At 59.7% G+C, this 16,774-nt stretch carries 20 protein-coding genes and 1 pseudogene; 5 read left to right on the forward strand and 16 right to left on the reverse strand.

The window, feature by feature from the left end; genetic code table 11:
* The 8 genes and pseudogenes from ABXR19_RS05955 to ABXR19_RS05990 all read right to left on the reverse strand — a co-directional run.
* Nucleotides 1-67 (reverse strand): transposase DNA-binding-containing protein (locus tag ABXR19_RS05955; protein WP_354600367.1); only part of this gene is annotated, 67 nt, incomplete at its 3' end.
* A gap of 19 nt (nt 68-86) precedes the next feature.
* A pseudogene (locus tag ABXR19_RS05960) lies at nt 87-332 on the reverse strand (DUF3987 domain-containing protein); the annotation flags it as partial.
* 497 nt (nt 333-829) lie between these two features.
* Nucleotides 830-2,494, reverse strand: a complete 1,665-nt coding sequence (ettA, locus tag ABXR19_RS05965; protein ID WP_354600189.1) for an energy-dependent translational throttle protein EttA — start codon at nt 2,492-2,494, stop codon at nt 830-832.
* Between the two features lie 290 nt (nt 2,495-2,784).
* Complete coding sequence (locus tag ABXR19_RS05970; protein WP_354600190.1) at nt 2,785-3,777, reverse strand: NAD(P)H-dependent glycerol-3-phosphate dehydrogenase; 993 nt, start codon at nt 3,775-3,777, stop codon at nt 2,785-2,787.
* Nucleotides 3,777-4,223, reverse strand: coding sequence for an SH3 domain-containing protein (locus ABXR19_RS05975; protein ID WP_354600191.1), 447 nt, complete (start codon nt 4,221-4,223; stop codon nt 3,777-3,779). Before ABXR19_RS05975 ends, ABXR19_RS05970 begins: the two co-directional genes overlap by 1 nt.
* Before the next feature lie 19 nt (nt 4,224-4,242).
* The gene (gene secB / locus ABXR19_RS05980; RefSeq protein ID WP_354600192.1) at nt 4,243-4,713 is read right to left on the reverse strand and encodes a protein-export chaperone SecB; all 471 of its coding nucleotides are present in this window, start codon (nt 4,711-4,713) and stop codon (nt 4,243-4,245) included.
* Between the two features lie 35 nt (nt 4,714-4,748).
* Nucleotides 4,749-5,012, reverse strand: a complete 264-nt coding sequence (gene grxC, locus ABXR19_RS05985; RefSeq protein ID WP_354600193.1) for a glutaredoxin 3 — start codon at nt 5,010-5,012, stop codon at nt 4,749-4,751.
* On the reverse strand, nt 5,009-5,425 hold the full coding sequence (locus ABXR19_RS05990) for a rhodanese-like domain-containing protein (protein WP_354600194.1): 417 nt from the start codon (nt 5,423-5,425) through the stop codon (nt 5,009-5,011). Before ABXR19_RS05990 ends, grxC begins: the two co-directional genes overlap by 4 nt.
* A 183-nt stretch (nt 5,426-5,608) precedes the next feature.
* Here ABXR19_RS05990 and ABXR19_RS05995 point away from each other — a divergent pair, with 183 nt between their 5' ends.
* The 4 genes from ABXR19_RS05995 (at nt 5,609) to ABXR19_RS06010 (ending at nt 8,980) form a co-directional block, all read left to right on the forward strand.
* Complete coding sequence (locus ABXR19_RS05995; protein ID WP_354600195.1) at nt 5,609-5,767, forward strand: histidine phosphatase family protein; 159 nt, start codon at nt 5,609-5,611, stop codon at nt 5,765-5,767.
* Nucleotides 5,768-5,769: 2 nt separating this feature from the next.
* On the forward strand, nt 5,770-7,011 hold the full coding sequence (locus tag ABXR19_RS06000; protein ID WP_354600196.1) for a murein hydrolase activator EnvC family protein: 1,242 nt from the start codon (nt 5,770-5,772) through the stop codon (nt 7,009-7,011).
* A gap of 19 nt (nt 7,012-7,030) precedes the next feature.
* Nucleotides 7,031-8,464: a S41 family peptidase gene (locus tag ABXR19_RS06005; RefSeq protein WP_354600197.1), complete on the forward strand. Its 1,434-nt coding sequence runs from the start codon at nt 7,031-7,033 to the stop codon at nt 8,462-8,464.
* A gap of 63 nt (nt 8,465-8,527) precedes the next feature.
* The gene (locus ABXR19_RS06010; RefSeq protein WP_354600198.1) at nt 8,528-8,980 is read left to right on the forward strand and encodes a hypothetical protein; all 453 of its coding nucleotides are present in this window, start codon (nt 8,528-8,530) and stop codon (nt 8,978-8,980) included.
* A 29-nt stretch (nt 8,981-9,009) separates the two neighbouring features.
* Here the strand turns inward: ABXR19_RS06010 and hslO are convergent, their stop codons facing one another.
* Both hslO and ABXR19_RS06020 read right to left on the reverse strand, forming a co-directional pair.
* Entirely contained in the window at nt 9,010-9,867 is an 858-nt protein-coding gene (gene hslO, locus ABXR19_RS06015) for an Hsp33 family molecular chaperone HslO (RefSeq protein ID WP_354600368.1), read from the reverse strand.
* Nucleotides 9,867-10,217, reverse strand: coding sequence for an ArsC family reductase (locus tag ABXR19_RS06020; protein WP_354600199.1), 351 nt, complete (start codon nt 10,215-10,217; stop codon nt 9,867-9,869). Before ABXR19_RS06020 ends, hslO begins: the two co-directional genes overlap by 1 nt.
* 113 nt (nt 10,218-10,330) lie before the next feature.
* Between ABXR19_RS06020 and ABXR19_RS06025 the strand changes: the two genes are divergently transcribed.
* Nucleotides 10,331-10,924: a hypothetical protein gene (locus ABXR19_RS06025; protein ID WP_354600200.1), complete on the forward strand. Its 594-nt coding sequence runs from the start codon at nt 10,331-10,333 to the stop codon at nt 10,922-10,924.
* 63 nt (nt 10,925-10,987) lie between these two features.
* On the opposite strand, the gene ABXR19_RS06030 is transcribed toward ABXR19_RS06025, so the two are convergent.
* From ABXR19_RS06030 to ABXR19_RS06055, 6 genes are all read right to left on the reverse strand, one after another.
* Nucleotides 10,988-12,151 carry a DUF2863 family protein gene (locus ABXR19_RS06030; protein ID WP_354600201.1) on the reverse strand — a complete coding sequence of 388 codons (1,164 nt, stop codon included), beginning with the start codon at nt 12,149-12,151 and terminating at the stop codon, nt 10,988-10,990.
* Nucleotides 12,152-12,316: 165 nt separating this feature from the next.
* Nucleotides 12,317-12,985 carry a dethiobiotin synthase gene (gene bioD / locus ABXR19_RS06035; protein ID WP_354600202.1) on the reverse strand — a complete coding sequence of 223 codons (669 nt, stop codon included), beginning with the start codon at nt 12,983-12,985 and terminating at the stop codon, nt 12,317-12,319.
* Nucleotides 12,982-13,752 (reverse strand): methyltransferase domain-containing protein, encoded by a 771-nt coding sequence (locus ABXR19_RS06040; RefSeq protein WP_354600203.1) that lies wholly within the window; start codon nt 13,750-13,752, stop codon nt 12,982-12,984. The genes bioD and ABXR19_RS06040 overlap by 4 nt, the downstream gene beginning before the upstream one ends.
* Nucleotides 13,742-14,455 carry an alpha/beta fold hydrolase gene (locus ABXR19_RS06045; protein ID WP_354600204.1) on the reverse strand — a complete coding sequence of 238 codons (714 nt, stop codon included), beginning with the start codon at nt 14,453-14,455 and terminating at the stop codon, nt 13,742-13,744. Before ABXR19_RS06045 ends, ABXR19_RS06040 begins: the two co-directional genes overlap by 11 nt.
* Nucleotides 14,452-15,624 carry an 8-amino-7-oxononanoate synthase gene (gene bioF / locus ABXR19_RS06050; protein WP_354600205.1) on the reverse strand — a complete coding sequence of 391 codons (1,173 nt, stop codon included), beginning with the start codon at nt 15,622-15,624 and terminating at the stop codon, nt 14,452-14,454. Before bioF ends, ABXR19_RS06045 begins: the two co-directional genes overlap by 4 nt.
* Before the next feature lie 181 nt (nt 15,625-15,805).
* Nucleotides 15,806-16,702 carry an alpha/beta hydrolase gene (locus tag ABXR19_RS06055; protein ID WP_354600206.1) on the reverse strand — a complete coding sequence of 299 codons (897 nt, stop codon included), beginning with the start codon at nt 16,700-16,702 and terminating at the stop codon, nt 15,806-15,808.
* Nucleotides 16,703-16,774 lie beyond the last annotated feature (72 nt).

The following is a 16,774-nucleotide window of genomic DNA, read 5'->3' on the forward strand; positions in this document are numbered from 1 at the left end:
CTGCCAACTTGACCAGACGCTTGGTCAAACGCTTATCCCCTGTCTGTGCCTTGCCAAACTCGTCCATTGCCCAGTTCCCAGATCAGTTTTGCAGCACTATATTCCGTGCGTTGTTTTTTATACTCCTGAAGTTGATCTGACTGAAATTCATGAAATGCCTTCGTGGTTTTTCTGTCCACGGTCGTTTTTCGTTCGCCTGACGCGCAGATTGAGACGAGCGCTAGCGAACAAGGTGACTCTAGACCTTCCCGTCGCCTTACTCTGTACTGTGCTTGTACAGCAAGCGCCATGGACGCGAGAATGGAACTTCCAATCATTGGAAGCGGGGCCATTGTCTCGGCCGCTAGTTCTTGTAGGACTAAGAGTGCGATCTCCGGAAAGGCGTAAGCCGGGTACGCGCGCTGCTTCGTGCAGGGGAAGTAGTCCCCAGCGTGGAGACTGTGATATATCGAACATGCGCAAGTCCTTTTTTGAGTGGTTCAGTCATGGGCAACGGCATGGGGTAGCTAAACTTGACTGTATGGGGGCTAGAGTGATTTGGTGCAGCCAGCTTTTCGAATGACAAAGGGTGTTTGTTAGAGACTTTTTTGTGTGTATTTCTGTGTGTATATTGTTTTGTTGCTCTGACATTCTTTTATATAGATCAGTGTTTTAATATTGTTTTGTGATTAACAGGACATCATGAACATGCAGGTTTAAGGGGGTTTTCGGGGTTCGAAGTCGATGGGTCAGATGCTGGGCCTTGTCTGGTCTGTCGGGCTTATGAAACGACTCATGAAAAAGCCCGCCAGTTCGGCGGGCTTTTTGCTGTCCGTAACGCGCAAACGAATCAGCGCGAGATTGGCTTGTAGCGGATGCGCTTGGGCTTGGCGCCTTCTTCGCCCAGACGCTTCTTTTTGTCTTCTTCGTACTCGGTGTAGTTACCGGCGAAGAAGGTCCATTGCGATTCGCCTTCGCACGCCAGGATGTGGGTGGCGATGCGGTCGAGGAACCAGCGGTCGTGGGAGGTGACCATCGCGCAGCCGGAGAATTCCAGCAGGGCGTCTTCCAGTGCGCGCAGGGTTTCGACGTCCAGATCGTTTGAGGGCTCATCTAGCAGCAGCACGTTGCCGCCTTCGACCAGAGTCTTGGCCAGATGCAGACGACCGCGCTCGCCACCAGAGAGCTTGCCAACGACCTTGGCCTGATCTCCGCCTTTGAAATTGAAGCGGCCGATGTACGCGCGGCTGGGCATTTCAAACTTGCCGACGGTCAGCACGTCGGCGCCGTCTGCAATCGCTTCGAACACGGTCTTGCTGTCGTCCAGGCCTTCGCGGGTCTGATTCACGGCGGCGATTTTGACGGTGGAGCCGATGATGATCTCGCCGGAATCGGCTTTTTCCAGGCCCTGAATCATGCGGAACAGGGTCGATTTACCGGCACCGTTCGGGCCGATTACGCCGACGATGGCGCCGGGCGGGATCTGGAATGAGAGGTTGTCGATCAACAGGCGATCCCCGAAGGCCTTGGAGACGCCATTGAAGTCGATGACCTGGTTGCCGAGACGCTCGCCCGGCGGAATGAAAATTTCGTGGGTTTCGTTGCGCTTCTGGTATTCGACCGCGCTCATTTCCTCGTAGCGGGCCAGACGAGCCTTGCTCTTGGACTGGCGAGCCTTGGCGCCCTGGCGCACCCATTCCAGCTCTTCCTTCATGGCCTTGCGGTGCGCGTCTTCCTGCTTGGATTCCTGCGCCAGACGAGCACCTTTTTGTTCCAGCCAGCTGGAGTAGTTGCCCTTCCACGGGATGCCTTCGCCGCGGTCGAGTTCGAGAATCCATTCGGCGGCGTTGTCGAGGAAGTAGCGATCGTGGGTGACGGCCACCACGGTGCCGGGGAAGCGCACGAGGAACTGTTCCAGCCATTCGACGGATTCGGCGTCGAGGTGGTTGGTCGGCTCGTCGAGCAGGAGCATGTCGGGCTTGGAGAGCAGCAGTTTGCACAGCGCCACGCGGCGCTTTTCACCGCCAGACAGCGGCCCGATCTTGGCATCCCAGGGCGGAATGCGCAGCGCGTCGGCGGCGATTTCGAGCTGGGTTTCCACGTCCGCACCGCTGGTGGAAATGATGTTCTCGTACTTGGCTTGCAGTTCGGCGAGCTGGTCGAAGTCGGCATCAGGCTCGGCGTAGGCGGCATACACTTCTTCGAGCTTCTGCTTGGCTTGCATGACTTCACCCAGCGCGGATTCGACTTCTTCGCGCACGGTCTTGTTCGGGTCGAGCTGCGGCTCCTGCGGCAGGTAGCCGATGCTCATGTTTGGCTGCCATTGCACCTCTCCGTCATACTCCTTGTCTTCGCCGGCCATGATGCGCAGCACGGTGGATTTGCCCGAGCCGTTGAGGCCGAGCAGGCCGATCTTGGCGCCGGGAAAGAAGGAGAGGGAGATGTCTTTGATGATCTGACGCTTGGGCGGAACAACCTTGTTCACGCGCAGCATCGACATGACGTACTGGGCCATAGTGCAGAGTCCGGAAAGGAGTGGGAATTTTTGGGAGTCGGGAGTTTAGCTTGTTAATCAGGACTGAGTGCTGAGGACTGAGGGCTGAGTAAAAACGCGGGGTCTTGGTTGTTTTGTGGTGCGTGCTTGAAGAGCCGCTCCTGTATTGGCTCTCCAGCTTGCATGGCTGGAGAGCCGCTTCGGGCGTATTCCATTTCCAGGTAGAGACGAGACGCGAAGACGAGCCGCAGACAGTGCTGTGGCACGGCAAGGCGAAGTCAACAATGTATCGTTTCTATCTGGAATTGGAATTAGTTCTCCAGCCGGGTCTCGCGCGTCATTAGTTGCTCGACCGCATCACGCGGTTTGAGGCGGCCGCACAGCACTTCCTGCACGGCTTCGGTGATGGGCATTTCGACGCCGAGCTGGGCGGCGCGTTGCACCACGGTTTCGGTGGTCAGTACGCCTTCGGCGACGTGGCCGAGTTCGGTGAGGATTTCAGCTAGGCTGCGACCTTCGGCCAGCGACAGGCCGACGCGGCGGTTGCGTGACAGATCGCCGGTGCAGGTCAGGATCAGATCGCCCATGCCGGCCAGGCCCATCAGGGTGTCACGGCGCCCGCCAAGGGCTTCGCTGAGGCGGGCGATTTCCGCCAGGCCGCGCGTAATCAGGGCGGCGCGGGCGTTCAGGCCGAAGCCGAGGCCATCGGAAATGCCAGCTGCAATCGCCAGAACGTTTTTCACCGCCGCGCCGATTTCGGCGCCGACGATATCGTCGTTGGCATACAGGCGCAGACGTGGGTGAATCAGCTGGGACACCCAGTAACGGGCGAAGGCCAGATCTGGCGAGGCCAGGGTAATCGCGCAGGGCAGGCCGACGGCGACTTCCTGGGCAAAGCTCGGGCCGGTCAGCGCACCACGACCGACGCCGGGAGCGAGGAATTCGGCAGCGACTTCATGCGGTAGTTTGCCCGTGCCGGCTTCGAAACCCTTGCAAACCCACAGCACAGGCAGCGCCGGATATTCGGCAGCAATGCGCTTGAGGGTCGGGCGCAGGCCGGAAACCGGGGTGGCGATCAGGGCCAGATCCGCGTTGCCACAGGCCTGGGCGAAGTCGCCCGTGATGGCGAGCTGTGCGTGCAGATCGATATCGGGCAGGTAGCGGCGATTCTGTCGCTCGGCATTCATCTCGGCGATGTGATCGGCCTCGATGCTCCATAGCGTGACGGCGTGGCCGCTGGAAGAATAGGAATTCGCCAGCGCGGTGCCCCAGGCACCTGCGCCGAGTACGGCAATACGGGACATCAGATTCCCCAGACGGATTTGATCGGAACGTAGCCGCTCTGGCCGTCCCGGTGTTTGACCTTGATCCAGGCGCCAGCGGGCTTTTCGAGCACTTCAAGGACAACGTCCTTGTCGGCGGAAAAGACCAGCGGTGCAGCATCTTCGGCGCGTTGCCGCACTTCGGCCACTGGCAGCTTGACGATAACCTGACGGGTATCGCTGAGTGAGCTGCGCTCTACGCAGCCCATGCTGCCGGATTGCTCACGCACCTTGACCCATTTATCGACAGCGACGATCACTTCGACCGGCGTGCCCTTGAGCAGGATGAACTGCGGCTGGGCCTTGGTGGAGCAGGCGTCGTAGGCGATGGCATTGTCGGCCAGCGACTTGTAATCAAGCGCGCTCGCAAGCCCGGGGGCAAGGAGCGCGGCCAGCAGGAAAGCACGCAGAGGTGTCAGACGGATCATCGCTTTCCGGCCTATGGGATTACTGGATGGGAACTTCGATGCTCGGTGTTTGAGCCGCCAGTTCTTGCTGACGCGCCTCGTACATGCCTTCGAAATTCACCGGAGCCAGCAGCACGGGCTGGAAGCCGGCGCGGGTGATCGCGTCGGAAACGGTTTCGCGCGCATACGGGAAGAGGATGTTGGCACAGCCGATCATCAGGATCGGCTCCAGCTCTTCCGCCGGGATGTTGCGGATCTGGAAGATGCCGCTCTGTGCAGCCTCAACCAGGAACACGACCTTGTCGCCTTCGGCCAGCTTGGCGGTGACGGTGACAGTGATCGTGACTTCAAAGAAGCCTTCGCCGATCGCGGTGGCTTGCGTGGCGAGTTCTACGTTGACGGCAGGTGAGGCCGGGTCAAGGAAGATGGCGGGTGCATTCGGCACTTCCAGCGACAGATCCTTGACGTAGAGTTTTTCGATCTTGAAGACGGGTTGTTCGTTTTGTTCCATTTGGTGTTGATCCAGTTGAGGATTGAAAGAAAACTTCAGCTGCCGGCCAGCAGGGTGTCAAGCTTGCCTGCGTGATCCAGCGCGTAGAGATCGTCGCAGCCGCCCACGTGGGTGCCGCCGATGAAAATCTGGGGAACGGTGCGCAAACCGGTGATGGCCATCATGTGGTCGCGCTGAGCCGGATCAAGATCGATGCGGATCTTTTCGATCTCGGTGACCCCTTTGCGGCGCAGCAAAGCTTCGGCGCGAACGCAGTAAGGGCATACGGCCGTGGCGTACATCAATATCTTGATGCTCATGCCTTTTTGCCAATCACCAAGGATTGACCGGCATCTTTCCAGCCCTTGATGCCGCCATCAAGGTTGAATACTTGTTCGAAACCGGCTTTGCGCAGGATTTCGACGCCCTTGCCGGAGCGTGCGCCGCTGGCACAGACCAGAATGACCGGACGGGTTTTGTTCTTGCCCAGCTCCGCGGCACGCTCAGCCAGACTGGCAAGCGGGATGTTCTGCGAATTCACGATATGGCCGGATGCCAGTTCTTCGGTGTCACGCACGTCAACAATCACTGCATGCTGGCGATTGATGAGCATAACGGCCTGGCCCGGTGTGATCGAATTGGCGCGCGCATCGCGCAGTACCGGGAGAAACAAGGCAAAGCCACTGACTGCGGCGATGACAATCAAAAAAATGTTCTGTGTAACAAATTCCATGGTTTCGCTTCAACAAATCGGTTCAGGATATGAACCGGATCAAAAAGGCCGCCGAAAGGCAGCTGCGAGGGCACGAGCAGCCCGACTGATCCGATACAATAACACTTTTGCCGTGACACGCGCTTGCGTCGGCTGCAGCAATCCTTTTGAACCCGTTTCTCCTTCCTTCTATAGGTTTGCGTCATGTACAGGATCGTATTCATGCGTCACGGTGAATCCACCAGGAAGTGCGAAAACCGCTTTGTCTGCGTGACAGATGTAGATCTGACCGAGCAGGGTGTCAGCGAAACCCATGCTCTTGCCATGAATGCCGCGGCTAATCAAGGCAAGGCCAAGGCTTGATAGTGCATAAGGCGGTTCTTGCGTTGTTTTTTGCAGGAGCCTGCCTGCTGTCGGCTGGGGCGTTCGCCGCGCCGGCCGATGGCAAACGCAGTGATTTGTCAGCGCTGCGTGAACAGATCCGCAGCGTGCAGGATGAAATTGCCCGCAGCGAAGAAAATCACGGCGAAGCCGCAGATGAGCTGGCAGCGTCGGACAAAAGCATCTCTGCGGCGCAGCGCCGTTTGCGTGAAATTGCCCGCCTGCGTGATGCCGCAGAGGCTGAGGTCGAACGCCTCACTGAGCAGCGCTTGGCGCTCGAGAATGAAATCGCGGTGGCACGCAAACAACTGGGCGATGCGGTTTTTCGCACCTATGTAGAAGGCGGGCAAGCCGGTACGCGACGCTTTCTGAGTGGCGATAATCCGAATCAGCTCTCGCGCGACGCTTATTACCTCGAACAGATTGCGCGCCAGCGCATGGTGGCGATTGAGCAGGCGCGTGTAGCAATGCGGGCCTTGCAGGATGTTCTGGTGGCCGCTGAGGCCCGGCATGCCGAGTTGGCTCTGCTGGAAAAACAGCGTCGTGGCGAACAGGCCGGACTGCTGATCGAGCGAAAGAAACAGCGCGAAGTGCTCAGCCAGATTTCCAGTCAGTTGCGCAGTCAGCGCAAGCAGATGGCCAATCTGCAGCGCGACGAAGCGCGCATGGAAAAACTCATCAAGGGCCTGGAGCGGATCACCCGCAACCAGGCTGTGAGGCCCGCCAAGCCGGTAGTACCTCTGGCCCCAGCCTCGGCTTCGAGTAGCAAGCCAGAGTCGGTGACGGGCAAGACCGATAGCGTCGCCGTTGCTGATACGGGCGAAGCCGCGTTCGGCGAACGTAAAGGTCGGCTGCGCTGGCCGGTGAAAGGCGAAATTACCGGACGCTTTGGCGCCCAAAGGGCTGAGGGCGTGACAAACTGGCGTGGAGTTTTCATTCGTGCCAGCAATGGTGCGGAAGTGCGTGCGGTTGCGGGCGGCAAGGTGGTGTTTTCAGACTGGCTGCGTGGCTTTGGTAATCTCGTCATCATCGATCATGGCGATGGTTACATGACGGTCTATGGCAACAACGAAGCCATCTTCAAAAATCCGGGTGACAATGTTAAGGCCACTGAGGTGATCGCCAGCGTAGGCGTCAGCGGTGGGCAGGAAGAATCAGGTTTATACTTCGAAATACGATATCGCGGTCAGCCGCAGGATCCTGTGCGCTGGGTTGCCGCTAAATAGTGGAATCTCTGGAGAAGTAATGAGCAGACTGAAGCAGGTTGGGCTGGTACTGAGTGGCGTGTGTCTGGGCATTCTGGTCAGTCTGCATTACGCGGCAAATGCCAACAAAGATAGCGTCACCACTGGGCAATTGCCGGTTGAAGAGGTGCGCAACCTTGCCGACGTGTTCAATGCGGTCAAGCAGTTTTACGTTGAACCGGTTGAAGACAAGAAGCTCATCAATGACGCGATCACCGGCATGGTTGCCGGTCTGGATCCGCACTCCACCTATCTTGATGAAGATGCCTACAAGGATCTGCAGGTTTCGATCAAGGGCGAGTTTGGCGGCCTGGGGATAGAAGTCAGCATGGAAGACGGCTTGGTCAAGGTTGTCAGCCCGATTGAAGACACGCCCGCTTTCCGCGCGGGGGTTAAATCTGGCGATTTGATCTTCAAGATTGATGAAACCTCGGTCAAAGGCCTGACTATCTCCGAGGCAGTCAAGCTGATGCGCGGCGCCCCCAAGACTTCCGTCGTACTGAATATCTTCCGCAAGGGAGAGAGCCGGCCTGTCGTGGTCAAGCTGGTGCGCGAAATCATCAAGGTGCGCAGTGTGAAATCCAAGATGATCGAGCCGGGCTTGGGGTATGTGCGGATTACCCAGTTCCAGGAGCAGACCACCGCTGATCTGGCCCGTCACCTTGAGCAACTCAACAAGGAGTCTCCGCTCAAAGGCCTGGTGCTGGATCTGCGCAACAATCCGGGCGGCTTGATTGATGCCGCCGTGGGCGTTTCGGCGGCTTTCCTGCCGCAAAAGAGTCTGGTGGTGTATTCCGAAGGCCGCACGCCGGACGCCAAGCGCAAATATCTGGCAATTCCGGATGACTATTCACGCGATGCCGGTGATCAACTCAAGTCGCTGCCAAAGAATTTCAAATCGATCCCGATGGTGGTGATTCTGAATGGCGGCTCGGCCTCGGCTTCGGAAATTGTTGCGGGCGCATTGCAGGATTACAAGCGCGCCAAGCTTCTCGGGATTCGCAGCTTCGGCAAGGGCTCTGTGCAATCAATCATTCCGATCGTGCCCGGCAAGTCCGGCGTGAAGATCACGGTGGCCAAGTATTTCACGCCGAATGGGCGCTCGATCCAGGCAAAAGGCATCGATCCGGATTATGTGGTGGATGAAACCGCGAACGGTTCTTCCGAGCCCTTCATGCGCGAAGCCGATCTGACTCGCCATTTGTCTAATCCGAATGAACAGTCTGCGCCAGCAGCATCGGCTCCGGTGGCTGCGCCGAAGGCCATCAAGGCGCGTCAGGTGGATGATGACGGCAATGAGATGCCGCGTTTCGAGCTTGCTGGCAAAGGCGATCTGCAATACGAACAGGCAATCAATCTGCTCAAAGGTTTGCCGGTTGCCGTGCGTAAAGTTGTCGATCAGAGTGCGCCAGGTGCGGGCGCTTCGGAGCCGTGATCTAGAACACAGCAAAGGCGTACCGCTCTGTCGAGCGCGGTGCGCCATTACTCAGGAGGCCACATGATGCGTCGTGAAACAGCTTACAAACTGGCCGGCCGCAAACACCAGCACGACAACGTGCTGGATGAGGCGCACTGCCATCACATCATGAGTTTTGCTTCTGAGCCCGCTGGCCAGACTGAGCGGGCCCTGCTGGCCTTGCAACAGATCGCCTATCTGAAAGCCGAGCTTGGCCGCCATCCGGATACGCTGAGTGTGCGCTACGAGTTGTCACACCACACGCTGCGCGAACTGGAGGCCTATCTGGCCGAGCAAGGCTTCGTGCTCGATCAAACTTGGGGCGCGCGCCTTCGTCGCGCATTCGCACATTTCTGCGAAGACACCCAGACCCGCAATGCGTCCTCGCCACAAAGGCTGATCAAGCAGTCCAATCAGGTCTATGTCAAAGCCTGGGAGCATCATCCGCACGGTGATCACGACGACACGCCGGTGGAGCTTCGCGAGATCAAATAGGTCGCGGGGCCAGCCTCCCCGCCAGTGCCTCAATGCACCGTCGGCCCCTCCGGCCCGAACAGGGCTCGTGCCTCTTCCACGCTGAAGTGGTATTCGTGGTTTGACAGTTCATCGTTGATCAGCACTTCGCCGTGTTCGGCAAGGATGTGCTCGATTTCTGCAGAGCCCAGCCCGCGCAGCATGGTGGCGATTTTGTCGCGATCGGGCGGGAAGTCATGACTCACGATTCGCGGCTCATACACCCGCACCGTTTCTTCGCCAAACAGGCGGTCAAGCACTTCAAATGCGTCCAGCTCGAAGAGTTCTTCGCGCTTGATGGTGGAGGCCAGATGCGCAGCGCGGTTCCAGCCGTCCGCGTCCTTGAGATCGGCACCGGGTAGTTTCTGCAGAAACAGGCCGACGGCGTGTTCGCCATTTGCAGCGAGGAAGAGGCTGGCGGGCTGTTGTTCGGATTGCGATAGATAGTGCTGGAAAATCTCGGCGATGGACTCACCTTCGACCGGCACGTGGCTCTGGTAGGGCTGACGGGCTTCGGGCATTTCCAGCGACATGAGCATTTGCCCGTCGGCGAACAGGCTGGAGAGGGGCGCTGTGCTTGCTTCTTCAAGGGTGTGCCGTGCATAGCCGCGCAGATTAAGGCTCTCCGAGCAGTCAATCACCAGCAATGAAACTGGTCCTTGCCCGGTAAGTTGAAAGGTCAGGCGGGCGGCTTGTTTCAGATTGGCTCCGATGATCGCAGAAACTGCGCACATTTCGCCCAGCACCGCTGTGACGGTTGCCGGATCTTTGCGGCGAGCACTGATAGCTTGCCAGACGCTGTCGAGCTGGACGATGGCGCCACGGATATCGAGGTTTTCAAGCAGAAAACGCGTCACGGTATTGTGCATCATTGGCCTCCCAGAATTTGTGCGTAGCGTGCGGCATCGAAGCCGAGCAAGGCTTCCTTGCCGCCGAGGACCAGCGGGCGTTTGATCAGGCTCGGGTTGGCGATCATCAGGCGGATGGCTTTGGCCTGGTCGAGGTCGGTGCGATCTGCTTCGTCAAGCTTGCGCCAAGTGGTGCCGCGCGTATTGACCAGAGCTTGCCAGCCCAGTTCGGAGCACCAGAGGGCGAGTGTCTCGGCGTCGATTCCGAGTTTTTTATAATCATGAAACTCGTAGGCGAGGGGCTGCGCCTCCAGCCAGGCAAATGCTTTTTGCATGGTGCTGCACTGTTTGATGCCGAATACCTTGATCATTTTAAGTTTCTGCTGCTTTCTGAAGAAGGTGATTTTCGCATTGCCGGCACGATAGCGCACGCATTTGCGTGCGCGTGTCGGGCTGAACAGTGCGAAAATGGAACACTTCTGTAATGGCTGAACGAGACGAATTGCTGATGAAGAATTTGATGCATAGTTTGTGTGCCCTGATGCTGGGCTGTGCCGTACTGGTGTCCGCGCCTGCGCAAGCGGCTACGCCCCAGAAAAAAGTGGTGCGCACGACGCAGGCAAAAAAAGCTGTGCGTACGACGCAGGCAAAAAAAACTTCGACCAGCAAGAAGGCAGCAGTCAGATCCGGGGCTTCGCAATGTCGGGTACTCAAGCTCAAAGGCGGCAAGACACGCCGTCTATGCAAGGCTGCGCCGGCTGATCCCGTGCTGAACAGCCCGATTCAAAGTAACGCTTTGAACAAGACGGCTTCTGATGATAAAACGCCGGAAGTGAAGGTGCGTAGTGCGCCGGATCGCGCCTATGCCGTGGATGGAGAGGTCTTTTTTTTCCAGGGCCGCAAGTATCGCGTTGCGGGCCTGGAGGGGGCCGGCAATAGCGATATGGCCAAGCAGCGCCTGCAGAAGGCGCTGGAAAGCGGCAGTCTCGCCATTGACCCGCAGAGCGCTGACGATGCGGGAGTTTTGACGGCGACGGTGCGCGTGAATGGCCGTAATCTGGTCGAATCCTTGCGCTGAATATCAGCTGCACAAACAAGCAAAAAGCCCGTCTCGACGGGCTTTTTGCTTGTTCTCGGGGGCTTAATGCAGGTGCTTGGGGACTTGCTCGGCCTTGTCTTCGGGCAACTCGGCGTGCACGACTTCGCCTTCTGGCGACGGGTACATCGGCGCGCCGCAATCGTCGCAGTATTCAAGCTGAAAACGGTTGTCGATGTGCTCGATGCGGGTAATGCCGTTTTCTTTCAGCGCGGTGTCGATCTGCGCGGGCACATCTGCGGCATCGTCTTCCGGCCCGAGCAGCGGCCACACCAGTCCATGCACCACCGCATTGCTCTTGAGCGTGGTAAAGCCGATCCGGAACTCCTCGATTTCATTCTCGTAGAAGGGCGCGACGATAGCGCGCAGTTCTGCAGGCTCGACTTCCAGCGTGGTGCTCAAAAAAGCCACGGAGGCGCGGATCGAATAAGCCCGTGAGGCGCGATCAGCTGCGCGACAGGCTGAAAAATAGGCGTCCGGCAGTACGGTTTCCATCGCACAACCGGCCAGCAGCGGGGCCAGGCAGGCGCCACCTTGCTTTTGCCATTGCTCGGCCGCCTGTTCGCGGCTGCCGCCTTCTTCCTGCCAGCGGAAAATCGGTGCACCCGGCTGGACGTGAACAGCGGCCAGCACATAACGCAGATCGGACAGAAAACGTGAGGTCTCGGGCAAGTTGGCTGGATCAAAGAGCAGCACGCCTTCATTCAGCGTGGCGTCGGTCATTTGCTCGGCAAAGTGCGCGGTGTCGCAGTAGCCCTGCGGCAATTGATCCGGGCTGAAGAGCATGTTGGCAATGCCCAGCTTCACATCTTTGGCCAGGATATGCGCCTGCAGATGGACGCGCAGGTCGGCGATCAGACTGGGCGGAAGTTTGGTGGCCGGAATCGTGAAGCGCGACCAAGCCAGGATGGGCGCGGCAATCAGCAGGATTTCACCGCGTTTGCCGGTGTGTTGTTCGGAACGAGTTTCGATGGCGTCGGCGAGCACGTCGTAGGCCGGCTGTTGCGTCTCATTGAGCTGATCGAGGGTGCTGCTCAGCAGCTCTTCGCTGTCCGATTGGAGTAACTCATCGACCGCCGCATTCAGACGCTGCTCCCAGAACGTGTCCTCGGCACGGCTACCCGATGCAGCCAGGCCATTGGCCAGCCACAAAAGATCGTCAGTGTCGCGGGGAGTGCCGCTGCGGCGGCTGGTACGGGAACGCTTCATGGTGTGAAATCGGATTTTTCGGAAGGCGTGGAGTCTAGCATCGCAGGGCTTGGGCCGGCCGATTAAGGTCAATCAGTCTGCCTGCCTGTAGAGCCGCTCGCAGCTTGCCTTTTCAGATGGTGTGCTTGTAGAAGTCCGTCCGGAGCGGATCTTGAGGCAGGGTATTCAGGAAACCTTGAGGAAGGCCGCTGCGCGTGCGGGATCGCCGTCAGCGATGTGTGGCAATACCCCAAGACAGGGGGCTGGCAGTAGTTCGCGCAGGGTTTGCAGGTTTTCCGCCAGTCGGATCATTTCAGGCTGCAAGGTGTTACCGATCCAGCCAACCAGACTCAGGCCGCGCGCGGCGATGGCCTCAAAGCTGAGCAGGGCGTGATTGATGCAGCCCAGACGCAGGCCGACGACGAGGATAACCGGCAAGCCCAGTTCGAGCGCCAGATCGGCGCTGTCGAAATCCTTGCCAAGCGGCACGCGGAAACCGCCGACGCCTTCGACCACGATCCGCTCAGCCTGCGGGCGCAACTGGGCAAAGCCTTGCAGGATTGGCGCCAGGGTAATGGGACGGGCTTCAAGCTGCGCGGCCAGATGCGGCGCGATGGCTGCGCGCAGGCACAGCGGGTTGATCTGGGTCAGGCTGAAGCCAGGGCTGCTGGCGCTTTGCAGCTGGCGCGCGTCTGCATTACTCCATGTGCCATCGAGCAGTTCCGCGCCGGCCGCAACCGGTTTGTAGCCGACGGCGCTGAGGCCCTGCGCACGCCAGGCGTGGAGCAGGGCGCAGCTGGCGAAGGTCTTGCCGATTTCGGTGTCGGTGCCGGTCAGAAAATAAGCGGAGTTCATGCGGCGGAGCGCGTAGCGCAAAGGGTGATCACATCATAACTGGCGGGCAGACCTTCGGCCTCGCGGAAGTTTTCGTAAGCTGCCTGCAAATAGATCCAGGCGTGGCGTCCGAGCAGTCCGGGGCGGCGCGCCTGACCCAGTTCATGGGCGCCCAGACTGCGAATGTCGCGCAGCAAATTGGGCAGATCGGGCGCGAAAGTGCGTTCGATACGCTGCTCGACCTGGATGGCGTGAAAGCCATTGGCGGCGAGCAGGTCGGCATGTAGTTCGGCGTACTGAAAATCGCGTACATGCGGATGCGCATCCACGCTGGCGAAGGCCGTGCGTAATTCGTGCAAGGTAGCCGGGCCGAGGGTGGCGACCCGCAGCAGGCCGCCGGGCTTGAGCACGCGGGCGGCTTCGGCAATCGCCCGCGCGGCTTGCGTCCATTGCCAGGCGAGGCTGGACCAGTAGAGATTCAGACTGGCGTCGGCGACGGGCAGCGCTTCGATGTCGCCGCAAGCAACAAGTGGTGTGCCGCTTTGCTGGCACATGGCATAGGCGGCGTCGAGGGTGAAAACTGTCGAGCCGACGCACTGCTGGCGCAACAAGCTCGCACCAAAACCGGTGCCACAGCCGGCATCGAGAATGGTCGCGGTACTGAGGGGCGGGGTACGCTCAAGCAGGGAGCGGGCAATGCGGCGCTGGACTTCGGCAACCCGGTCGTATTGGCCGGCGGCGCGTCCAAAGGCGGCGCGGATGGCTTGTTTGTCGACTTTAGAGGGCATCGCTGAAAGCCTGAATGTGCCTGGCCAATGCGGCGGGCTGGCTGAGCAGGGGCGCGTGGCCGGCGTCTTCTATGATGTGCAGGCGTGCGCCGGCATGGTGGCTTTGCAGATATTCGGCTGCCGCTACCGGCATCAGCGCGTCCTGACGGCCATGGAGTAGCAGCACCGGTAGGCCGGGGGGGAGTTCAAGCGAGCGCAAATCGGCTTCGGCCAGGATTTGTAGTCCCGCCTCCAGTGCTGTGGCGTGCTCAGCGGGATCGGCGAGGGCGTTTTCAAGCAGCGGCGCGAGCGCATGGCGCTGGCTGTCGCCGAGCACTTGCAAGGCAACGAAACGCTGCTGCGTACGTGCCGGGTTGCGCCTGAAACCTGCCCGGAACGCCGTCACGGTATTGGCTTCCAGGCCATGTGCCCAAGCCTCGTGCGCAACAAAGCACGGGCTGGCGCCGATCAGGAACAGGCCGCGCACTTTGGCCGGGTGGCGCGCGGCCAGATTCATGGCCAGCATGGCGCCCAGTGACCAGCCGATCAGGATGGCGTCATCCGGCAGGCTGGCGGTGAGTTCATCAGCCCAAGTGGCAAGATTGGCGCAGGGTGGCAGGAGCAAGGGTGTGCAGAGTTCAAAGTTGCTGAGTTCGGCGCGCAAGCCGTCCCAGATTTTTGGTGTGTAGCCCCAGCCGTGCAGTAGAACCAGCGTCTGATTCATGCGCAATCCAGCGAACGCAAGGCGGCGCACAGGCGTTCAACATCCGCCAAAGAGTGCGCTGCAGACAGCGAGATGCGCAGACGCGAAGTGCCTTGTGGCACGGTCGGCGGGCGGATTGCCGGCACCTGGATGCCCAGCGCTTCGAGCTGCTGCGCCACACGGAGCGTGAGTGCGTTGTCGCCAATCAGGATTGGCTGGATGGCGGTGCGTGAGCTTTGCAGCTGCCAGCGTGTATCCGCCAACCCGGCTTGCAAGGCCGTGATCATGGCTTGCAGATGCTCGCGGCGTGCGTCGCCATGCTCGACCAAGCCGAGTGCGCGCAGCAGCGTGGCGGCGAGCATGGGCGGTGGCGCGGTGGTGAAAATATATGGCCGGGCGGTTTGCAGCAGCCAGTCGATAAGGGTTTGCGAGCCCGCGACAAAGGCCCCTGCGACGCCTGCAGCCTTGCCCAGCGTGGCCATCAGGATCAGGCGCGGCGAGCTGAGTTGGGCCTCGGCCAGTGCCCCGCGCCCTTGTGGGCCGAGCACACCAAAGCCGTGGGCGTCATCCACCAGCAGCCAGGCGTCGTAGCGTTCGGCCAGTGCCAGTAATGCCGGGAGTGGAGCAGTGTCGCCGTCCATGCTGAAGACGCTGTCGGTGACAATCAGCTTGCGTTTGGCCTTGGAAGCTGCCAGCTGCTTTTCCAGCATGACCAGATCCAGATGTGTATACCGTAGTAATTGGGCGCGGCTGAGCAAGGCGCCATCGACGAGTGAGGCGTGGTTCAGGCGGTCCGCAAAAATCGCATCGCCGCGTCCCAGCAGCGCAGGCATTACAGCCAGATTGGCGAGATAGCCAGTGGAAAAACTCAGCGCCGCTTGGCAGCCAACGAAACGGGCGAGCGCGTGGTCCAGTGCTTCGTGGGCTTCGGTGTGGCCGCTGACCAGGGCCGAGGCGCCGGAGCCAACGCCCCAGCGCGCGACGGCTTCCTGAGCGGCCGCAATTAGCTCGGGCGCATTCGCCAGACCCAGATAATCATTGCTCGTGAAGGCCAGCAACGGCTTGCCATCGCTCAGTGTGGCCGGGCCGCAAGGGCGCGATTGCACGCGGCGGCGGCGCGTGAGGGCGCGGGCGTCAAGTTCGGCGAGTTGCTGTTGCAAGGCTTGATGCGCAGGAAAGGCGCTGGACATGGCGTTCAGGACAAGAGGCGGGTCACAATTCTAGCGTGAAAGTCGCAGAGCGACTTCTCGAAGCTCCCCTCTCCCATTTGGGAGAGGGGTTGGGGGAGAGGGAAACGGGCATGACTTCCATGCTCAGGGTGTGGCTTTCAAAGTCACGACCGTTAGGCGATGTGCCCGCCGGTGGTGGGATTCAGTTTGCGCTGATCAGTTCGTGCCGGCGCAGCCAGTCAATACAGGCGGCTGGCCAGGCGGCAAAAGTGCAGGTATCCGGTGAGCGCAAAGCGAAGCCGTGACCGCCGTCATCAAAAATCTGCAGCTGTGCCGGCACACCCGCTTGGTGAAGGGCCAGGAATAGAGCTGTGCTATTTTCCGGGCTGACGCGATCGTCATTGCCGGCGGCAATCAGGAGGGCTGGCGGCGTGTCTGCGCTAACTTGCGCGCTGGGGATGAATTCCGCGTAAAGACGATTTTTGACGGCCTCGGGAAAAAACAGCTGTTCGCCGCTGGCATGGTTGAAGGCCATGTTGCCGGTGTAAGCGCCGTAGAGCAGTAACATGAAATCCGGCCGTGCGCTGAAGCTATCTATTTGATCTACAGGCGTATAGCACTGGCTGGAGAAGCGCGTGCCTGCTGTGGCTGCGAGGTGCCCCCCTGAAGACGCTCCAAGGACGCCGATCTTCGAGGCATCAAGCCCAAGATCCTTGCTGTGCGCTCTTGTCAGGCGAATGGCTCGTTGCACATCCTGCAGGGCCACAAGATAGTCGTCGGCATGCCCTTCAACCGGCAGGCGGTGTTTCAATACAAAAGCCGTGATGCCGTACTGATTGAGCCAGAGGGCGATTTCACTGCCTTCCTTGTCGAACACCAGTTGTGAATAGGCGCCGCCCGGGATCACTATGATCGAGCTGCCGTTTGGATGTTCTGGCAGAAAGGGGGTTAGCGTCGGGATGCTGACGCCGCGTACTGAAAGGATATTGCCGGGTTTTTGACTGGCACTTTCCTGCAATTGACTCGGCTGGCCGCCGGGCGGCGCATCCGGCCAGATCGGGAAAGCCGCTGGCAGGGCATCAAGCAAACGGGTGGGCATGAGAGGTTTTCCAGAGGGAGGGCACAGCGGTGCAGGTGCCATGAAGACAGATTGTGCCAAAGAAAAAGCCGG

Origin of the sequence: Uliginosibacterium flavum, assembly GCF_040566545.1 — a bacterium.
Lineage (GTDB): Bacteria > Pseudomonadota > Gammaproteobacteria > Burkholderiales > Rhodocyclaceae > Uliginosibacterium > Uliginosibacterium flavum.